This window comes from Devosia aquimaris, from assembly GCF_020169335.1.
Taxonomy (GTDB): domain Bacteria; phylum Pseudomonadota; class Alphaproteobacteria; order Rhizobiales; family Devosiaceae; genus Devosia; species Devosia aquimaris.
The window spans coordinates 1,010,434-1,028,126 of the sequence record NZ_JAIEZN010000001.1 but is presented as its reverse complement, the minus strand read 5'-3'; the positions used below and the strand labels follow the sequence as shown (position 1 = coordinate 1,028,126).

General features: G+C 65.0%; 15 protein-coding genes. 1 reads left to right on the top strand and 14 read right to left on the bottom strand.

Translation table 11 applies throughout. The annotated features are described in order from the left end of the window. Together secD and yajC are read right to left on the bottom strand one after the other, a co-directional pair. On the bottom strand, nt 1–2,544 hold the full coding sequence (secD, locus tag K1177_RS04930) for a protein translocase subunit SecD (RefSeq protein ID WP_224702201.1): 2,544 nt from the start codon (nt 2,542–2,544) through the stop codon (nt 1–3). Nucleotides 2,545–2,609: 65 nt separating this feature from the next. Further along, nucleotides 2,610–2,966 (bottom strand): preprotein translocase subunit YajC, encoded by a 357-nt coding sequence (gene yajC / locus K1177_RS04925; protein WP_224702200.1) that lies wholly within the window; start codon nt 2,964–2,966, stop codon nt 2,610–2,612. A 200-nt stretch (nt 2,967–3,166) separates the two neighbouring features. On the opposite strand from yajC, the gene K1177_RS04920 reads away from it, so the two are divergent. Beyond that, nucleotides 3,167–4,045, top strand: a complete 879-nt coding sequence (locus K1177_RS04920; protein ID WP_224702199.1) for an ATP-binding protein — start codon at nt 3,167–3,169, stop codon at nt 4,043–4,045. A gap of 65 nt (nt 4,046–4,110) precedes the next feature. Here the strand turns inward: K1177_RS04920 and K1177_RS04915 are convergent, their stop codons facing one another. The 12 genes from K1177_RS04915 to K1177_RS04860 all read right to left on the bottom strand — a co-directional run bounded on the left by K1177_RS04915 (nt 4,111) and on the right by K1177_RS04860 (nt 17,675). After that, entirely contained in the window at nt 4,111–5,379 is a 1,269-nt protein-coding gene (locus K1177_RS04915; protein ID WP_224702198.1) for a M23 family metallopeptidase, read from the bottom strand. A 147-nt stretch (nt 5,380–5,526) separates the two neighbouring features. Continuing rightward, nucleotides 5,527–6,297, bottom strand: a complete 771-nt coding sequence (gene surE / locus K1177_RS04910; protein WP_224702197.1) for a 5'/3'-nucleotidase SurE — start codon at nt 6,295–6,297, stop codon at nt 5,527–5,529. Next, a complete protein-coding gene (gene serS / locus K1177_RS04905) occupies nt 6,297–7,625 on the bottom strand; it encodes a serine--tRNA ligase (RefSeq protein ID WP_224702196.1) in 1,329 nt (442 codons plus the stop codon). The genes surE and serS overlap by 1 nt, the downstream gene beginning before the upstream one ends. A gap of 113 nt (nt 7,626–7,738) precedes the next feature. After that, nucleotides 7,739–8,560 (bottom strand): twin-arginine translocase subunit TatC, encoded by an 822-nt coding sequence (tatC, locus tag K1177_RS04900; protein WP_224702195.1) that lies wholly within the window; start codon nt 8,558–8,560, stop codon nt 7,739–7,741. A 2-nt stretch (nt 8,561–8,562) separates the two neighbouring features. Next, nucleotides 8,563–9,342 carry a Sec-independent protein translocase protein TatB gene (gene tatB, locus K1177_RS04895; RefSeq protein ID WP_224702194.1) on the bottom strand — a complete coding sequence of 260 codons (780 nt, stop codon included), beginning with the start codon at nt 9,340–9,342 and terminating at the stop codon, nt 8,563–8,565. A gap of 44 nt (nt 9,343–9,386) precedes the next feature. Further along, nucleotides 9,387–9,590 carry a twin-arginine translocase TatA/TatE family subunit gene (gene tatA / locus K1177_RS04890; RefSeq protein WP_224702193.1) on the bottom strand — a complete coding sequence of 68 codons (204 nt, stop codon included), beginning with the start codon at nt 9,588–9,590 and terminating at the stop codon, nt 9,387–9,389. Between the two features lie 61 nt (nt 9,591–9,651). After that, nucleotides 9,652–10,746, bottom strand: a complete 1,095-nt coding sequence (locus K1177_RS04885; protein WP_224702192.1) for an ABC transporter ATP-binding protein — start codon at nt 10,744–10,746, stop codon at nt 9,652–9,654. Continuing rightward, entirely contained in the window at nt 10,746–11,426 is a 681-nt protein-coding gene (gene scpB, locus K1177_RS04880; protein WP_224702191.1) for an SMC-Scp complex subunit ScpB, read from the bottom strand. The genes K1177_RS04885 and scpB overlap by 1 nt, the downstream gene beginning before the upstream one ends. Then, complete coding sequence (locus K1177_RS04875) at nt 11,423–12,211, bottom strand: segregation and condensation protein A (protein ID WP_224702190.1); 789 nt, start codon at nt 12,209–12,211, stop codon at nt 11,423–11,425. Before K1177_RS04875 ends, scpB begins: the two co-directional genes overlap by 4 nt. 106 nt (nt 12,212–12,317) lie before the next feature. Next, entirely contained in the window at nt 12,318–14,609 is a 2,292-nt protein-coding gene (locus K1177_RS04870) for an SPOR domain-containing protein (RefSeq protein ID WP_224702189.1), read from the bottom strand. A 96-nt stretch (nt 14,610–14,705) separates the two neighbouring features. Then, nucleotides 14,706–16,451, bottom strand: coding sequence for an arginine--tRNA ligase (gene argS / locus K1177_RS04865; RefSeq protein WP_224702188.1), 1,746 nt, complete (start codon nt 16,449–16,451; stop codon nt 14,706–14,708). 30 nt (nt 16,452–16,481) lie between these two features. Then, entirely contained in the window at nt 16,482–17,675 is a 1,194-nt protein-coding gene (locus tag K1177_RS04860; RefSeq protein ID WP_224702187.1) for a deoxyguanosinetriphosphate triphosphohydrolase, read from the bottom strand. Between the last annotated feature and the right edge of the window lie 18 nt (nt 17,676–17,693).

The window sequence follows — 17,693 nt, the reverse complement described above, 5'->3', positions numbered from 1 at the left end:
TCAGACGGCGGCGCCGTCCGTCAACTTGGGTTTGCTGTCTTCCTCGGCCTTGGCCTTGAGGCCGAAGTTGATCAGGATCGGACCGTTGACGATGATCGAGGAATACATGCCCACGAACACGCCGAAGGTCATGGCGATGGTGAAGCTGCGGATGACTTCGCCGCCAAAGACCACCAGCGGAATCAGCGCCAGGAACACGGTGAACGAGGTCAGCGAGGTGCGCACGATGGTCTGGTTGATCGACAGGTCAATCAGCTCGGGCAGCGGCATCTTGCGATGCTTGCGCAGGTTCTCGCGCACGCGGTCCGACACCACCACGGTCTCGTTCAGCGACAGGCCCACCAGGGTCAGCACCGCCGCAATCGAGGTGAGGTTGAATTCGAGCCCGGTGATCGAATAGAGCCCGATGGTCATGATGATATCGTGCGAGGTGGTCGTGACTGCCGCGAGGGCGAACTGCCACTCGAAGCGGAACCAGATGTAGATCAGGATCGCGATCAGCGAGATGATGACCGCAATGGTGCCCTTCCACGCCAGTTCGCTTGAGACCGTGCCGCTCACCGCTTCGGTGCTGCGGATGGTGTAGTTCTCGGTCGCGAGCGCTTCACGCACCTTGGCCACGGCCGCCTGGTCGGCATCCTGGCCGCCCTCCTGCGCCTGCACACGCACCAAGACGTCCTCGGGCGTGCCGAAGCCCTGGACCTGGACTTCGCCCAGTTGCAGGCCGTCAAGCAGTTCGCGCACCTGGCCAACATCGGCCGGGCCGCCATCATGCTGGATGACGATGGCCGTGCCGCCGACGAAGTCGATGCCCAGGTTGAAGCCCTTGAAATAAGCCGAACCGATGGACAGGACGCTAGCCACGATCGAGAACGCGATCACGTAGCGGCTGATCTTCATGAACGGGATCTTGGTGCCGTCCGGAATGAAGCGGAAGTGCTGGATCTTGAGGGTCTTGGGACGTGTGGCACGGAACCACCAGCCCACGAAGTAGAGCGTGACGGTGTAGGAGGTGAACAGCGAGGTAAGGATACCGAGCGCCAGCGTCACCGCAAAGCCCTGCACCGGGCCGGAACCCAGGAAATAGAGCACTGTCGCCGCAATCAGCTGCGTCAGGTGGGAGTCGATAATGGTGCCCCAGGCGCGCTGGAAGCCGGCGTTGATGGCCTGCAGCGGTGACTTGCCCGCCTTTTGTTCTTCGCGCATGCGCTCGTAGATCAGCACGTTGGCGTCCACGGCCATGCCGATAGTGAGCACGATGCCGGCGATGCCGGGCAGCGTCAGCGTGGCGCCGAGCATGGAGAGCGCGCCGAAGATCAGCACGATATTGAGGATCAGCGAGATATTGGCGAAGACGCCGAACAGACCATAAGCGGCGACCATGAAGGCCACGACCAGCGTGGCTGCCACGATACCGGCGGTCAGGCCATGCTGGATGGAGTCGGCACCCAGGCTCGCATCCACGGTGCGTTCTTCGACCACATCGAGCGAGGCCGGCAGCGCGCCGGCGCGCAGCAACACGGCCAGGTCATTGGCGGTCGCGGTGGTGAAGTTGCCGCTGATCTGGCCGGTGCCACCGGTGATGGCCTGCTGGATGACCGGCGCGGTGATGACGGTGTTGTCGAGCACGATGGCAAAGCGCTTGCCCACATTGGCCGAGGTGATCTGGCCGAAGGTGATGGCGCCGCGGGTGTCGAAGCGGAAGCTGACGACGGGGATGGAGCGCTGCTGGTCATAGCTGGGCTGTGCATCGACCAGCGACTCGCCGCCCAGGGCGACGTCTTCATAGAGCAGCTCGCTGCCACCGTCCTGGCTGGGCAGGATCATGGTGCCGGCCGGCAGGCCCTGGGCCTCAGCCTGGGCGGCAGTCATGCCGGGATAGACCATGTGGAAGGTGAGGCGCGCGGTCTTGGAAATGATGTCCTTGAGACGCTGGCTGTCGCCAAAGCCGGGCACCTGGACGAGGACACGGTTGGTGCCCTGGCGCTGGATCTGCGGCTCGGTGGTGCCGAGCTCGTCGACGCGCTTGCGGATGACTTCGATGGACTGGGCGACGAGGGCCGACTGGCGCTCATTGACCCCTTCGGGCGTCAGCGACACGGTGAGCTTGCCGTCCGCAGTCTCTCCGAATGCCAGCTCCTTGGCGCCGCCGACGGAAATCACCGAATTGCTGACGGTGTTCTGCAGCTTCTCGATGGCGGCCCTGGCGGCGTCGCGCTGGGTCGGGTCGGTCAGCTCGACAGTCAGCGTGCGGGTCGCCTCATCGGTGGTGATGAGGTTGCCGATGCCATTCTCATTGGCCAGCGTGTTGCGCACGTCGCGGCGCAGACTCTGCAGGCGCTCCGACACAATGCCCTGCTCGTCCACCTGGAGCAGCAGGTGCGACCCGCCCTGCAGATCGAGGCCCAGCACGATGGTCTGCTTGGGCAGGAAGCTCGGCCAGGCGTCGCGCACGTTCTGCGGCAGGAAGCTGGGCAGCGCAAACAGCACGCCAATGAGGGCAACAAAAGCGATAATGGCGGTGCGGATCGGAGAGAACTGCATAAAGGGTCGTCCTGAAAGGAAAAACCGGAGCCCATGGGCTCCGGTGGGCAGGCTTGGGCGCGGACTTAAGCCGGCTTGTTGTCGTTGACCGGTTCGGACTTGCTGCGCACATCCGAGATCATGCCGCGCACGAGCTTGACCTTGACGCCAGTGGCGATCTCGACCTCGAGGTCTTCGCCATCAACGGCCTTGGTCACCTTGCCGACGATGCCGCCGGTGGTCACGACGGTGTCGCCACGACGAATCGCGGCCAGCATGGCCTGCTGGGCTTTCAGGCGCTTCTGCTGCGGACGGAAAATCAGGAACCAGAAGATCACCACCAGCAGCAGGATGGGCATCAGCTGCACCAGAATCTCGGTGAGACCGCCACCCGCTGCGGGGGCTCCGGCTGCTGCTTGGGCATAAGCGGGTGTTACAAACATGAGGCGCAATCCTTGGTTTTCTTGATTGTGGAGAGTCTGCGACCGTCATGGTCATCGCTTGCGATGGCACTGGACGCATATGGGGTTTGATGCACTTGCACCCCGGTCAAAATCGCGCGGACTATACATTTGCCCCCCCGTGATTGCAAAGGCATTCACGGCGGCTCAAATTGCCGCGCCGTGCAGAGGAACCACCCATCTTGAAACGCAAAGACCACCTGGCCGAAATCGCCGAAAAGCTGGATACAATTGCCAACGCACTCAAGGCCTTGACCCCGCCAGTGGAGTCGACAGCGCCGACGCTGGGCACCGCCGATGCCTATCACTGGGAAGCCGACAGCAAGCAATTGCTGCCCGTGCCCAAGGTCAGCCGCGTGCCGCTGGCGATGCTCAAGGGCATCGACAGCGTGCAGGACATTCTGTTGCGCAATACCGAGCAGTTTGCCCGGGGTCATGGCGCCAACAATGCCCTGCTGTGGGGCGCGCGCGGCATGGGCAAGAGCTCGCTGGTCAAGGCCATCCATGGCGATATCGTGGACCGTGCCGGCGAAGGCTTTCAACGGCTGGTGCTGATCGAGATTGCCCGCGAAGACCTCGAATCCCTGCCGGTGCTGATGCGCCGGATCGCCGGGGAGACGGCGCGCTTCATCGTCTTCTGCGACGACCTGAGCTTCGACAATGGCGAGACCAGCTACAAGTCGCTCAAGACCATCCTGGATGGCGGCCTCGAAGGGCGGCCGGACAATGTGCTGTTCTACGCCACCTCCAACCGGCGCCATCTGATGCCGCGTGACATGATCGAGAACGAACGCTCGACCGCGATCAACCCCGGTGAGGCGGTGGAGGAAAAAGTGTCACTATCGGATCGGTTCGGGCTCTGGCTGGGCTTCCACAATTGCGACCAGCCGACCTTCCTGACCATGGTGCGCAGCTATGCCGACCATTATGGCCTGGGCATTGACGACGAGACCCTGCGCGCCCGGGCTATCGAATGGGCCGCCACGCGCGGCGCCCGTTCGGGCCGCGTCGCCATCCAGCTGGTGCGCACGCTGGCCGGTGAACTGGGCAAATCGGCCTGAGGCCATTCCCCCAATAGCAAAACCCCCGCTTTCGCGGGGGCTTCACTTCGTAGTTTGCGAGGTTATCAGCTGGCCAGCAGCGGCACCGGGTCCACCGGGGTCGCGCCCTTGCGCAGCTCGAAATGCAGTTGCGGCTTGGTCACAGAGCCGGTCTTGCCAACGGCGCCGATGGTGTCGCCGCGGTTGACGTTGCTGCCCTTGCTGACGCTCATCGCGCCAAGGTGGGCATAGGCCGAGACATAGCCATTGGGGTGGCGGATCAGGATCAGGTTGCCATAGCCCTCGACGCCCGAGCCGACATAGATGACCGTGCCGTTTTCGGCAGCCTTGACGGCAGAACCGTCATTGGCCTCGATATTGATGCCGGTGCCCTTGGACGAGGCGAAATCGACCAGAACACGGCCACTGACAGGCCAGCGGAACTTGTCGTTGCCCGACATGGCGGGCTCGGCGGTCGGTATGGAGGCGACCTGGGTGACCTTTGCGGGCGCGGCCTGGGCCGGAGCGGGCGCAGCAGTCGGCGTGGCGGCAGGCTTGGTGCTGGCCTGCAGGGCATTGGGGGCCGCCTGCGGCAGGGTCTGGCTGGCCGGAACCGGTGCGACCGTGGTCGGGGTGGCCGAGGCAACCTGGGTTGCCGGCGCCTTGGTGGACAACAGGTCGGCGCGGCCCGGGATGATCACCTTCTGGCCGACGACGATCTTGTCGGGCGAGGCGAGATTGTTGGCCTGCACCAGCGCCTGGGTGGTGATCTCATAGCGGCGCGCGATGGTGTAGAGAGACTCGCCGCTGGCGATGGTGTGGGTGAAGGTGCCGTTGGCCGCGGTGGGCGTGGCCGAGGCGAGCGTGGGAACCGAACTGTTGGTCGGCAGGCTGCCAAGGGCAGCAGGTGACGGCATGGAAGCCGAAGCGACGGCGGACTGTGCTTGCATGGCTGGCAGGGACCCCTGGGGCGTGGAATTCAGAGCGGGAAGGCTTTGGGACTGCACGGTCGGTGTGGCCGTGGGCAGGGGCGCGAGCGGCTGGCTGAAGGCCGTCTGCGCCGGCTGGTTCCATGCCGGCTGCACAGGTGCTGACTGACCGGCGAACCCACCACCGACATTGGCCGGCGGCAGGAAGCGGCTTTCAGCGACGCTGTTCTGGGGGGCACCCAGCGTGGCGGGCATTGCCTGATTATAGCTTTGAGGAGAGGACTGCGGCACGGAGCCGGTGGTGGTCTGGTCGCGGAAGGCGCTCCGACCCAAGCTGGAACATCCAGACAGGGCGACGGCGGCAACCATCAGACCGGCCATTGCAATGACACCCTTGGGCGTCCGACGCGATACGCGGATACTCATCAGCTTACTCGTACGCAGGTACTCAACACGATTTTGAGACTAGGCGAGTAAGGTAAAGACGAGTTTAAGGCGCATGCGATTTGAGCAAAATCGACAGCACCCGATTCCGGATTGGGTAAGGTTAAGACGCTGGGGGCGCCCGAAGCCTCAGGTCAGGCTCAATGTGCCATTGAGGCGGCGGGCCAGATCCAAGTCCGTCTGCTGCAGCATCAGCGGCGTGACGGTGACATAGCCGTCGCGGCGCATGACCTCGAAATCGGCGCCGGGATCGAGCGGCAGCGGCGTATCGGGAATGGCCACAAAGAACTTGCCGGCATTGTCGCTGGGATAGTGGCGGAAGGGCGAGCGCGAGAAGCGCTGCAGCGGCACAACGGCGATGCCGCGCGTCATCGCCGGATCGCAGAACGGGAAGTTGATGTTGTAGTAGTGGTCCCTGCCCTGCGCGGCAGCGATCACGGCCCGTGCCGTTGCGGTGCCATGGGCGATGGCATTGGACCAGTCGACATCGCGGCTGACGGAATAGTCGATGCCCTGGCTCATGGCGATGCCGATGGCGCCCTGCATGGCGCCTTCGCGCGCGCCCGCGGCTGTGCCCGAGCAATTGACGATGTCGCCCAGGTTCTGCCCGGCATTGACGCCCGAGAGCACGACATCTGCCGGGCGATCACCCAGCAGATGGGTCATGCCGGCGACAACGCAGTCGGCGGGCGAGCCGCCGACTACCGCAAAGGTGCGGGAATCGCGGCGATCGATGGTCAGCTCATGCCCGAAGCTGAGCCGATGGCCGGCGCCGGACTGGTTGCCATCCGGCGCGACGATCCATACGTCATCGCTCAGCGCCCGGGCGATGTCGGCCATGATGGCGATGCCGGGCGCATCCACACCATCGTCATTGGTGATGAGGATGCGCAGGCCCATCAGTTGCCGCCGATGGCGGTGAGGCCACCCATATAAGGCTGCAGCACATCGGGAATGGCGACCGAGCCGTCTTCCTGCTGGTAGTTTTCCAGCACGGCGATCAGGCAGCGGCCAACGGCCGTGCCGGAGCCATTGAGCGTGTGCACATAGCGCGGCGCCTGCTTTTCGCCGGCGGGGCGATAGCGGGCCTCCATGCGGCGCGCCTGGAAATCACCGCACACCGAGACCGAGGAGATCTCGCGATAGGTGTTCTGGCCCGGCAGCCAGACTTCCAGATCATAGGTGCGGCGGGCGCCAAAGCCGATGTCGCCGGTGCACAGGTTCATGACGCGATAGTGCAGGCCCAGCTTGCGCAGCACGGCCTCGGCACAGTCCAGCATGCGCTCATGCTCGTCCAGCGAGGTTTCTGGCGTGGTGATGGACACCATCTCGACCTTGTTGAACTGGTGCTGGCGCAGCATGCCGCGCGTGTCGCGACCGGCCGAACCGGCCTCGGAGCGGAAGCATGGCGTCAGGGCAGTCATGCGCAGGGGCAGTTCATCCTCAGCCATGATGGCTTCGCGCACCATGTTGGTCAGCGGCACCTCGGCCGTGGGAATCAGCGCCAGGCGCGAGTCCCCGTGCGGGGTGAAGAACAGATCTTCCTCGAACTTGGGCAACTGGTTGGTGCCGAACAAGGCCTCGTCACGCACCAGGAGCGGCGGCTGCACTTCGAGATAGCCGTGCTCGGTGGTGTGCAGATCCAGCATGAACTGGCCCAGGGCGCGTTCGAGCCGCGCAATCTGCCCCTTGAGCACGACAAAGCGGCTGCCCGAGAGCTTGGCGGCCGTCTCGAAGTCCATCTGACGGGCAGCGACGCCGACTTCGTAATGCTCCTTGGGGGCAAAGGCGAAGCTCGGCTTGGCCGGACGCACCTTGGACGCCGTTTCGGCCGAGCCATTGCGGCCGAAGTATTCGACATTGTCGCTCTCGTCGGTGCCGACCGGCACATCATCGAGCACCAGATTGGGAATGGTCGAGAGCGCAGCGTGCAATTCGGCCTCGACCGCGCGTTCGTCGGCTTCGCCCTGGGGGATGAAATCCTTGAGGCGCGCAACCTCGCTCATCAGCTCGGCGGCGCGGGCCTCGTCCTTCTGGGCCTTGGCCTGGCCGATCTGCTTGGACAGGGCGTTGCGGCGCTCCTGGGCCTCGTTGAGCCGGCCAATGATCTCGCGGCGGCGATCGTCGATAGCCAGCAGGTCAGAGGAGCGAACGGAGACTCCCTTGCGCCGCGACACGGCGACGTCGAAAGCTTCGGCGTTGGCTCTGATCCACTTGATATCGAACATGGGTGTTACGGGCACCGCCCGCCTCTGGTTGGTGCAGGCTTGACGGGACCTCGCGACGCGCCTGCAAGGCCGCGAGGGACAGATTGCCCTCGCCCTTGATCAGGCGGGGGCGGTTATTCGGATGAAGACGAGCCGGTCAGTTCGGCTTCCTGGGCTGCCAGCGCTTCCGCGCGACGCCGCTCCACCATCCGTACGGAAATGATGGAGAGTTCGTAGAGCAGGTACATGGGCAGGGCAAGACCAAGCTGGGAGATCGGATCGGGCGGCGTGATGAAGGCGGCAAAGATCAGAATGCCGACAATCGCATAGCGCCGCCCCTTCTTGAGCAGATCCACGCCGACGAGGTCGATCTGGGCCAGCAGCGTCAGCACGACGGGCAGCTGGAAGCAGATGCCGAAGGCCAGGATGAGCAGCATGGCGAGGCCCAGATACTCGCTGACGCTGGTCAGCATCTCGATGTCCTCGGTCTGCATGCTGGCAAAGAAGTGCAGCGCCATCGGCAGCACCACCAGATAGACCAGGGCGGCGCCCGCCACGAAGAAGACGGGCGTGGCAACGAGATAGGGGATGAAGGCCTTGCGTTCGTGCTTGTAGAGCCCGGGCGCGACGAACATGTAGATCTGCGTCGCAATCATGGGGAAGCCCAGGAACATGGCGCCGAACAGGGCCACGTTGAGATAGGTGAAGAAGAGCTCCTGGGGCGCGGTGAAGATCAGGTTCGCGCCGGGGACGGCGCGTTTGTAGGGGATCAGCAGCCACTCATAGATCGTGCTGGCAAAGATGAAGCAGAAGGCCATCAGGACCACAATGGTGATGGCCGAATAGATCAGCCGCTTGCGCAGCTCGACCAGATGCTCGAGCAGCGGGGCCTCGCTGCCGGCCAGTTCGTCCTCGACCTGAGCCGATTTGTCCTCGATCTGCTTGGTATCGGCCATGGCTAGTTATCCCCCGCCTTGTCTGCTTCGGCAGCCGCAGGCTTTGGCTTGGCCGGCGCGCGCTTGCGCGGTGCGGGTTTGGCTGTTTCGTCTTTTTGCGCTGCCGTCGCGGCAGTCGCGCGCCTGGATGCGGCGACCTTGCCTGTCGGCGCCTTGGTGGCTGCGCTTGCGGCCGCTTTCGCCTTGGCAGCAGGCTTGGGTTTGGCCGGCTCGGCTTCTGGCGCCGTTGCAACGGGCGGCAGATCGCTCGAAACCACAGTGCTGCCGGGCACTGCCTTGGCTTTCGCCGGCGCCTTGGTCGCAGTCCTGGCGGCCTTGACCGGTGCCTTGGGCGCCAAAGTGGTCTTGGGTTCGGTGGGGGCCGGGGCCGCTGGCTTGAAGCCCGCAGCCTTGGCGACCTCGTCAGCCGAGGCTGGCGGCGCCGGTGGCGGAGTCGTCATCCCGGCCTTGGCCTTGATGTCGTCCACGACGCTTTCGACCTTTGGGTCGGTGGGCTTGAGGACCCCGGTCGGCTTGGCGCCGGTCGGCGTCATGGCGTTGAATTCCTTGCGGATTTCATCAGCCGTCTGCTTGAGCGGACTGGTGATCGAGTCGCGCAGATTGCGCACCTCGCTCAGGCCCGTCGACCGGTTGATCTCGCGCTGGAACTCATTGCCCATGCGCCTGATCTGGCCAAAGATCTTGCCGACACGGCTCATCACCACCGGCAAGTCTCGCGGGCCTATGACAATCAGCGCCACGACGCCGATCACCAGCATTTCACTCCAGCCCAAGCCGAGCATAGTCTTATTTCCTCAAGTCAGCGGCGCGGCCGGGAAGGACGTAACTAGACGTCTTTCTTTTCGGGCTCGCGAACCTCGTTGGTGGTGGCGACCCGCTCGACGGGCTTGTCGTCGTCGCGCATGCCCTTCTGGAAGGCCTTGATGCCGGTGGCAACTTCACCCATCACACCGGAGATCTTGCCGCGGCCAAACAGCAGGATCACAACAACGGCGACAACGAGAATGCCCCAAATTCCTGGCGCGTGCATTTTGGACTCCCTAGATTTTTTCCGAACGCGTTACACGCGGATATATAGGCCAGAAATAGGTTCAAACGCAGGGAAACACAAGAACGTGTTCCGTATTGAGCGTGACGAATACGTCCTGGCCGGCAACGATGCTGGGGCTGGCGGGCTGGCGCACGCCAATTGGGATATCGAGCCCATCGACCTTGACCTCGCAGATGTCGATGCCGATGGCGTCGCGCTTGCCGATGACGCGGCCAAGTGTCCCAGGGCCGGTTGTGCGCAGCCTGGCGCCACCGGCCGGGCGGATGGCAACCGTCACCCTGGCGCCGTCGGCGAAGCCGGGCGTCGGCACTGCCCCAAGGGGCGTTTGGGCCGCGCCGTCGCGCACCACGGCCTCGAGTTCGCTGAGCGGTGAGAAAAAGCGCGCCGCATTGAGGTCAATGGGATTGCTGTAGATGTCGGACGCCGTGCCGATCTGGGCAATGCGGCCGTGGCGCAGCAGCGCCACGCGATCGCCCAGCACCATGGCCTCTTCGGGGTCATGGGTGACGATCAGGCTGGTCACATTGGTTTCGCGCAGCACAGCCAGGGTTTCCTCGCGCACGGTTTCGCGCAGGCGCGCATCGAGGCTGGAAAAGGGTTCATCGAGCAGCAGCACGCCGGGCCGCGGGGCCACGCTGCGTGCCAGCGCCAGGCGCTGTTGCTGTCCGCCTGACAGCATGTGCGGAAAGTCGGCCTCACGATCCCCAAGTCCGACACGGCGCAGCGCCGCCCGCGCCTGCGCCAGGGCCGCCGGTCGCCCCAGACGACGCAGGCCGAACAGCACGTTCTGCAATACAGTCAGATGCGGAAACAGCGCAAAATCCTGGAACATCAGGCCAATGCCGCGTCGATCCGCCGGCACGGTGCGCCCCGGCTGTGACACCGTTTCGCCATTGATGCGGACCGAGCCGGCATGGATAGGCTGGATGCCCGCCGCCACGCGCAATGCAGTGGACTTGCCAGAACCGGATTCGCCGAGCAGGCAGACGATCTCGCCGGGACGCAGGGTCAGGCTGAAGCGGTCGAGAACCGCCCTGCCCCCAAGCCGGACGTCAACGGCGTCGAATTCCAGCGTTGCCGCAAAGCTGACGCCTGTGGTGCCGCGGGTTCCCCAGCCGGCCAGTTCTTCAGTCATTATGCGTCGTCATCCTCGCCATCGTCATCGCGATCCCGATCGTCATCGTGATCGTCGGGATCGAGCGGATCTTCGTCTTCGCGCAAGGCGCCGTCGAAGGGAAGCGGTATCTGCATGGACGGCGGCAACCGGCCCGAAAGCAAGCCCGAGCCCTTTAGCTCTTCCAGCCCTGGCAGATCGGACAGGGTTTCGAGCCCAAAATGATCGAGAAAAGCTTCGGTCGTGCCATAGGTTACGGGCCGCCCGGGGGTGCGGCGGCGACCGCGCATGCGGATCCAGCCTGCCTCCATCAGCAGGTCAATGGTGCCCTTGCCTGTGGCAACTCCGCGCACCTCCTCGATTTCGGCGCGGGTGGTGGGCTGATGATAGGCGATGATGGCGAGCGTCTCGAGCGCCGGGCGCGAGAGCGGCCGCGTTTCCTGCTCCTGGCGGCGCAGCAGGAAGCCGAGATCTTCTGCCGTGCGGAACGCCCAGCCGTTGCCGCGCTGGACCAGGTTGACCCCGCGACCGGCATAGCGGGCCTGCAGTTGCAGCAGCAGCGCCGACACGTCAGCCCCCTCCCCCAGATAGGGCATCAGGCTGGCCGGCTCCAGCGGCTCGCTGGCCGCAAACAGCAGCGCCTCAAGCACGCGCAGATGGCGGTCCGTGATCTCTGCGCGCTCATCATCGACCTCTGTCATGCCCCGTCACTCCGGCGCCGACGGACGAACAGCGGCCCGAAGGTTTCGGTCTGGCGCATGTCGATCTTGCCCTGGCGCACCAGCTCCAGGCTCGACGCGAAGGTGGAGGCGCGGACGGTTGCGCGCTCCGACGGTGTGGTCAGATAATGGGCGAGATAGGTGTCCATGGCGACCCATTCGCCGCTGTCGCCAATGAGGCGTTGCAGAATGTCGCGGGCATCCTGCAGCGACCAGACCGTGCGCTGGATCGGCGCATAGTCGCTGGAAATGCCCCGCTCGCGCTGGGCGGCATAGGCCTTGAGCAGGTCGTAGAGCGAGGCTTCCCACAGGCTGGTGCGCGCAATCTGATAGGGCTCGGCCATGCCCCGGGCATAGACCTGAAAGCCTAGGCGCGGCCGGTTCATCAACTGGCTGGCCACGCGGCGCATGGCCTCGAGCCGCTTGAGCCGAAACTGCAGCATGGCGGCCAGCATCTCGCCGGACGGTTCATCATCGGACGGCGCCTGCGGCACCATGAGGCGGCTCTTGAGATAGGCCAGCCAGGCGGCCATCACCAGATAATCGGCGGCGACCTCGATGCGCTTTTCGCGCACGGTTTCGATGAAGCCCAGATATTGCTCGGCCAGCGCCAGCACGGAAATGGCCGACAAATCGACTTTCTGGCGGCGCGCGAGATCGAGGAGCAGGTCGAGCGGGCCTTCATAGCCGTCGACGTCGACATAGAGAATGTCCTCGTCGGCTGGCGGCGGGGGCGTTTCAAACCAGTCAGGCTGGGGCGACGTCATGAGCTTTTGCGGCGTTTCAGGACCATGGCGCATCCTTGGCTGCCGGTTCGGCGAGCGTCAAGCGCCCTGCACGAGGCTGTGCCGGCGGCCGCAGCCGCCGGGCCGATCACATGGTGAAACAGTCGCCGCCAGCTGCTTTGACATTGGTGCAGATCATCGCCGCCTGCTCCGCCGATGCGGCGGGAACGCGGACGCGATAGTAGATGCCCTTGGCGCCCAGATCGACACGCTGCACCTCAAGGTTGGCGCCGCCAAAGAGCGGGCCAAAGCGGCGCACCATGGCGTTTGCCGAGTTGAGCGCGTCCTGCTCGGTCCGCTGCGACGCCAGCTGCACATAGGCCGGCGCGGTGCCGGCAGGCGTGCTGGCGGCCACGGGCTGCTCGACCGCGGCAGCTGGTGCTGCCGTTGGCGTGGTCGTGGCAGCCTCGGTCGTCGGGGCCAAGGTCTGGGCACTGGCGGCCGAAGCTGCTGGCAGCGTCAACCCATTGGGTCGCTGCAGCGGAATCACTGCCGTCTTGCCGGCGATGGCGTTGCCAGTGAGGTCGACTGCGGGGACGGTGGAGCCCGGCACCACCGGCGTCGCGGTGGCCTCAGGCGCAGGCGTTGCCGGCGTCGTCGCTTCAGGCGTGGCGTTCGGGGTTGCGAGCGCTGTCTCGGTTGCCGCCAACAGCTCGGTCACGGCATCGGTTGCACCGGGAACCTCGGGGACATTGGGGCGATCCACCGGCAGGATTGAGCTGCCGGCAACGCCCTGGTCGCTGCTAACAATGGTGCCATCGGGCCGCACGGTGACCGTGCGGACCTTGCGATTGGCCAGGCCTTCTTCGCTCTGGGCGGGAATGGCGGCGGCGGTCTGGACGGCATCATCGGTGACGGTCTGATCACGCGACACCAGCTGCTCTTCAGCACCCGGCGCGACGCCATCAATCTCGTTGAACACCACCGACTGCTGTGGTGTTGTCGTCTCGACCGGAGCGTCCTGCTTGGTGGGCGTGGTATCGGCAGTCAGCAGTGGCGCAGGACCAGCCTCGCGACCGCCCAGACCCAGCACCCAATAGAGGCCCAATCCGGCCACAAGCAGCAAGGCGATGGCGACCAGTGGCCCGGCAACAGCGCGGGTGATGCCGAAGCGACGGCGATGCCGCGGGGCAATCTCTTCCGCTGCGGTTTCGGTCGGCGGCAGTTCGGGCTCGTCGACCCAGCCAATCTGTGCTCCGGTCGCCTGGGCAGCGGCAAAAATGGCCTCGTCAGCAGCCGACATGGCGCGGCGCTTTTCAGGCTGTGGCGCATCACTGCCCGCCAGGCTGCGCAGTGCCGGGGTCGGCCCAGGAGCGGGGACCGGCTGCAGGCTGACTTCGGGCGCGGCTTCCACCGGCGCGCTGGCGGCGGGCGACAGATCCACCCGCATGGCCCGGCCAATCAGGCTCTCGATTTCATCGATGGGATCGAGGCTGGCACTGTCCTGCGGCGGCGGGGCCGCGGGTGGCGTCACGATCGGCTCGATGGGAGTCGGCTTGTGGGCCTGCGCCGGCGCTTCGGCGACAGGCATCACCGGACGTGGCGGCAGTTTGGGCGGGCCAGGCTGCGGCGACACACCCGGTGCGGGCTGGGCAGACTGGGCAGCACTGGAGCCCAGGCCGAACACTGGCGGCACCTTGAAGCGATCATTGTCCAGGCGCGGCGGCACGCGCGCTTCCTGCGGCTGCTGCATCTCTGTGCGCGCCGAAGGCGCTTCGGGCTGCGGCGCAAATTCGGGCTCGCTGCGCGACGACATCGCGTCTACGCGCGGCGCCGGCGCCGCTGGCGGCGCATCGCCAGCGAGGTCTGCGGCAATGAGGTCGGCTATGCTGTCATGTTCATCAACGGCCGGCGCAGCCGGAGCTGACACGGTGGTTTCAGCCACCGGGGCTGCGGTCTTGGGCGCGGGTGGCACCGGCGAGGCGGGAAAAGCCGGCTGCTCAGCGGCGCCAGACTTGCCACCCAGATCGAAATCGAAGTCGAAATTGAAGGTCTCGGTCTCTGCCGGCGCGCTGGCGCGACGGTCCACCTGCGGCTCAGGGCGGGCAAACTGCGGCTCGGGACGTGCCGAGGTTTCAGCACTCACGGCGGGAGCGACGGGCGCAGAGCTCCGACGCTCGGCATCCAGCGAGGGGATGGAGCGCAGGAAATCGATGGAGGACGGCGTTGGCGCGGCAGGCGCATTGGCGGCAGGCACCGGCGCCACAGGTCGCGGCGCGGCAGCCTGCGTGGGCTGCGACTTGGGTTCCCCCGGTATGCGAACCGCGAATCCGGGCTCAGTCGCTGGCGCAGTCTCGCTGCGACTACCGCTGGCGTCTTGCGCCATGAGCCGGGAAAGCTCGTTGATCAGGTCCTCGGCTGAGTCGGATTGTCCGGCCATTGACTAGGGTCTCGCTCGCATTACGCAGCGCCTCTTCAAACGTCACACTTTGCACTTCTGGCACATACCGCGAGTCAACACGGTATTGCGCCCGAATTATGAAAGCTCCGTGGGAGCAGATACGCCCAAGATACCGAGGCCATTGACGATGACCTGTCGAACAGCGTCGACCAAGGCGAGTCGCGCTAGCGTCAGCTTTGGGTCCTGCTGGTTAACAAATCGTAACTGCGGGTCATCCTTGCCCTTGGCCCAGAAGGCGTGCAGCGCTGCCGCCAGCTCGTGGACGTAAAAGGCAATGCGATGCGGCTCATGGGCAATGGCGGCAGCCGTCACCGTCCGCGGCCAGGCCGCCAGCACCCGGACGAGGTCCAGATCGGCCTGGCTGGTCAGCAGTTCAACCTCTGCGGCAGCCAGCCCCTTGGGCGTCAGGTCGAGCTCGGGCATGTCCTTGGCGGCGGTCTTGAAGATCGAATAGGCCCGGGCATGGGCGTACTGCACATAGAACACCGGATTGTCCTTGGTCTGCTCCTTGACCAGGGCAAAGTCGAAATCCATGGACGCATCATTGCGGCGATACATCAGCATGAAGCGAGTGGCGTCGGCGCCCACTTCGTCAACCACGTCGGCCAGAGTGACCAGGTCGCCTGACCGCTTGCTCATCTTGAACGGCTCACCATTCTTGAGCAGGCGCACAAGCTGGCAAATGCGCACGTCCATATCGGCAGCATTGAGCGAGACGGCCTTGGTGGCCGCCTGCAGGCGCTTGACATAGCCCGAGTGATCGGCGCCCAGCACATTGATCATGTGCTTGAAGCCGCGCAGGAATTTGTTGCGGTGATAGGCAATGTCGGCGGCAAAATAGGTGTAGGAGCCGTCCGACTTGATCAGCGGGCGATCAATGTCGTCGCCATAGTCGGTGGCGCGGAACAGCGTCTGCTCGCGGTCTTCCCATTCATCGGGGGTCTTGCCCTTGGGCGCTTCCAGGCGCCCCTCATAGACCATGCCCTTCTCGCGCAGCCAGGCGAGCGTGAGGTCGATATCGCCCCCCTGCCCGTGCAACTGGCGCTCGGAGAAGAACACATCGTGGTGGATGCCAAGCCGGGCCAGGTCGGCCTTGATCAGCTCGAGCATGGCCTTGAGCACGCGATCCTTGGCCAAGGGAATGGCTTCGGCCTCTGGCATCGCCAGCAATGTGTCGCCAAACTCGGCCTTAAGGGCTTCGCCTACCGGGATGAGGTAGTCACCGGGATAGAGCCCGGGCGGAATCTCGATGCTCTCGCCCAGCGCCTCGCGATAGCGCAGCAGGGTGGAGCGGGCCAGCGTGTCGATCTGGCTGCCGGCGTCGTTGATGTAGTATTCGCGGGTCACGTCGAAGCCGGAAAAGGCCATGAGCGCCGCCAGCGTGTCGCCGAACACGGCGCCACGGGTATGGCCGACGTGCATCGGCCCGGTGGGATTAGCGGAGACATATTCGATATTGACCGGCTCGCCGCCGCCAAGGCTGCTGCGCCCGTAGTCGGCGCCCTGCTCGGCAATGGCGCGCAAAACCTGGTGCCAGATGGGCGCGTCCAGACGGAAATTGACAAAGCCCGGGCCGGCCACTTCCACGCTGGTCACATCGGCATCGTGCTTGAAATGCTCGACCAGCGCGGTGGCGACCTCGCGCGGGTTCTTGCCCATGGGTTTGGCCACGATCATGGCCGCATTGGTGCTCAGGTCGCCATGCGCAGCGTCTCGCGGCGGCTCGACCACGATGCGGGCCAGCAGATCATTCCCGACTTCGGGATAGAGTACCTGCATCGCATTGGCGACGCGCGCGGAGAACAGTGCAAAAACGTCCATGATAGACCTGACTAATGAAGTGCGCCGGGGTTAACCGAATTCCGGTCTAGCGTCAAACAAGCGGGCATATTCGTCCATGGCATAGGGGTCGGTCATGCCGGCAATGAAGTCGGCGACGACCCGCGCCAGCGCCGCGTCGCTTTCCTGCGCCCGGGCGATGGCTGCCCAGCGGCCAGGGAGATCGCGGTTGGACATGTAGTGATCGAACAGCCGGCACACCAGATCTTCACTGTGGCGCACCCAGACCATCACCGACTCATGGCGATAGACGCGGGTGAACAGGAAGCTCTTGAGACCTTTTTCGGCCGCGGCGACCTCGGGCGAAAACTGGACGAGGGTCTGGCTGGCCGCACGCACGTCCTCGGCCGTCTTGATGCCGGCCGCGGCGATATTGGCATCTGTGGTAGCAATGACATCCTCGATGTTGCGGGTGATCAGCCGCCGCTGCACTTCGTGGGCCTGCCGCTTGGGGGCAATGTCGGGGTAGCGGTCCAGCACCTCGGCCACAATGGGACCGGCCAAGGGCACGTCCCGCAGGTCGGCCAGCGTGATCAGCCCGGCCCGCAGGGCATCATCAATATCATGGGCATTGTAGGCAATGTCGTCGGCAATCGCCGCGGTCTGGGCCTCCAGCGACGCATAGCTGTCGAGGCGCAGATCAGCCGACGCCGGGATGTCGCCAAGACCGGCTGGCAGGCCCTCCCCGGCATAGCGCCCGAAGGGACGGCCATCGGAATGGATCAACGGCCCATTGTGCTTGAGGATGCCCTCCAGCGTCTCCCAGGTCAGGTTGAGCCCATCGTGCTCGGCGTAGCGGTTTTCCAGCCGGGTGACCACGCGCATGGCCTGTATATTGTGGTCAAAGCCACCATAGGCCGCCATGGCGCCATGCAGGGCGCGCTCACCGGCGTGGCCAAAAGGGGTATGGCCAAGATCATGGGAGAGGGCGACCGCCTCGGCCAGGTCCTCGTCCAGGCGCAGGGCCCGCGCCAGCGAGCGCGCCATCTGGCTGACTTCAAGCGTATGGGTCAGCCGGTTGCGGAAATGATTGCCGTCATGGCGGAAGAACACCTGCGTCTTGTGCTGCAGGCGGCGAAAGGCGGTGGAATGGATGATGCGGTCGCGGTCGCGCTGATACTGGCTGCGGGTCGGGCTGGGCCCGGTGTCATAGAGCCGCCCCAGCGAGGCTTCGGATCGGCTGGCGTAGGAAGCGGTTTCGCACATCGGTGATGACAAGGCCCT

Excerpts from the sequence above, each read along its gene's own strand:
- scpB (WP_224702191.1), bottom strand. The coding sequence starts at position 11,426 with ATGACAGAGGTCGATGATGAGCGCGCAGAGATCACGGACCGCCATCTG.
- K1177_RS04885 (WP_224702192.1), bottom strand. The coding sequence starts at position 10,746 with ATGACTGAAGAACTGGCCGGCTGGGGAACCCGCGGCACCACAGGCGTC.
- K1177_RS04875 (WP_224702190.1), bottom strand. The coding sequence starts at position 12,211 with ATGACGTCGCCCCAGCCTGACTGGTTTGAAACGCCCCCGCCGCCAGCC.
- tatC (WP_224702195.1), bottom strand. The coding sequence starts at position 8,560 with ATGGCCGATACCAAGCAGATCGAGGACAAATCGGCTCAGGTCGAGGAC.
- tatB (WP_224702194.1), bottom strand. The coding sequence starts at position 9,342 with ATGCTCGGCTTGGGCTGGAGTGAAATGCTGGTGATCGGCGTCGTGGCG.
- K1177_RS04860 (WP_224702187.1), bottom strand. The coding sequence starts at position 17,675 with ATGTGCGAAACCGCTTCCTACGCCAGCCGATCCGAAGCCTCGCTGGGG.
- serS (WP_224702196.1), bottom strand. The coding sequence starts at position 7,625 with ATGTTCGATATCAAGTGGATCAGAGCCAACGCCGAAGCTTTCGACGTC.
- K1177_RS04870 (WP_224702189.1), bottom strand. The coding sequence starts at position 14,609 with ATGGCCGGACAATCCGACTCAGCCGAGGACCTGATCAACGAGCTTTCC.
- argS (WP_224702188.1), bottom strand. The coding sequence starts at position 16,451 with ATGGACGTTTTTGCACTGTTCTCCGCGCGCGTCGCCAATGCGATGCAG.
- secD (WP_224702201.1), bottom strand. The coding sequence starts at position 2,544 with ATGCAGTTCTCTCCGATCCGCACCGCCATTATCGCTTTTGTTGCCCTC.
- tatA (WP_224702193.1), bottom strand. The coding sequence starts at position 9,590 with ATGCACGCGCCAGGAATTTGGGGCATTCTCGTTGTCGCCGTTGTTGTG.
- yajC (WP_224702200.1), bottom strand. The coding sequence starts at position 2,966 with ATGTTTGTAACACCCGCTTATGCCCAAGCAGCAGCCGGAGCCCCCGCA.
- surE (WP_224702197.1), bottom strand. The coding sequence starts at position 6,297 with ATGGGCCTGCGCATCCTCATCACCAATGACGATGGTGTGGATGCGCCC.
- K1177_RS04915 (WP_224702198.1), bottom strand. The coding sequence starts at position 5,379 with ATGAGTATCCGCGTATCGCGTCGGACGCCCAAGGGTGTCATTGCAATG.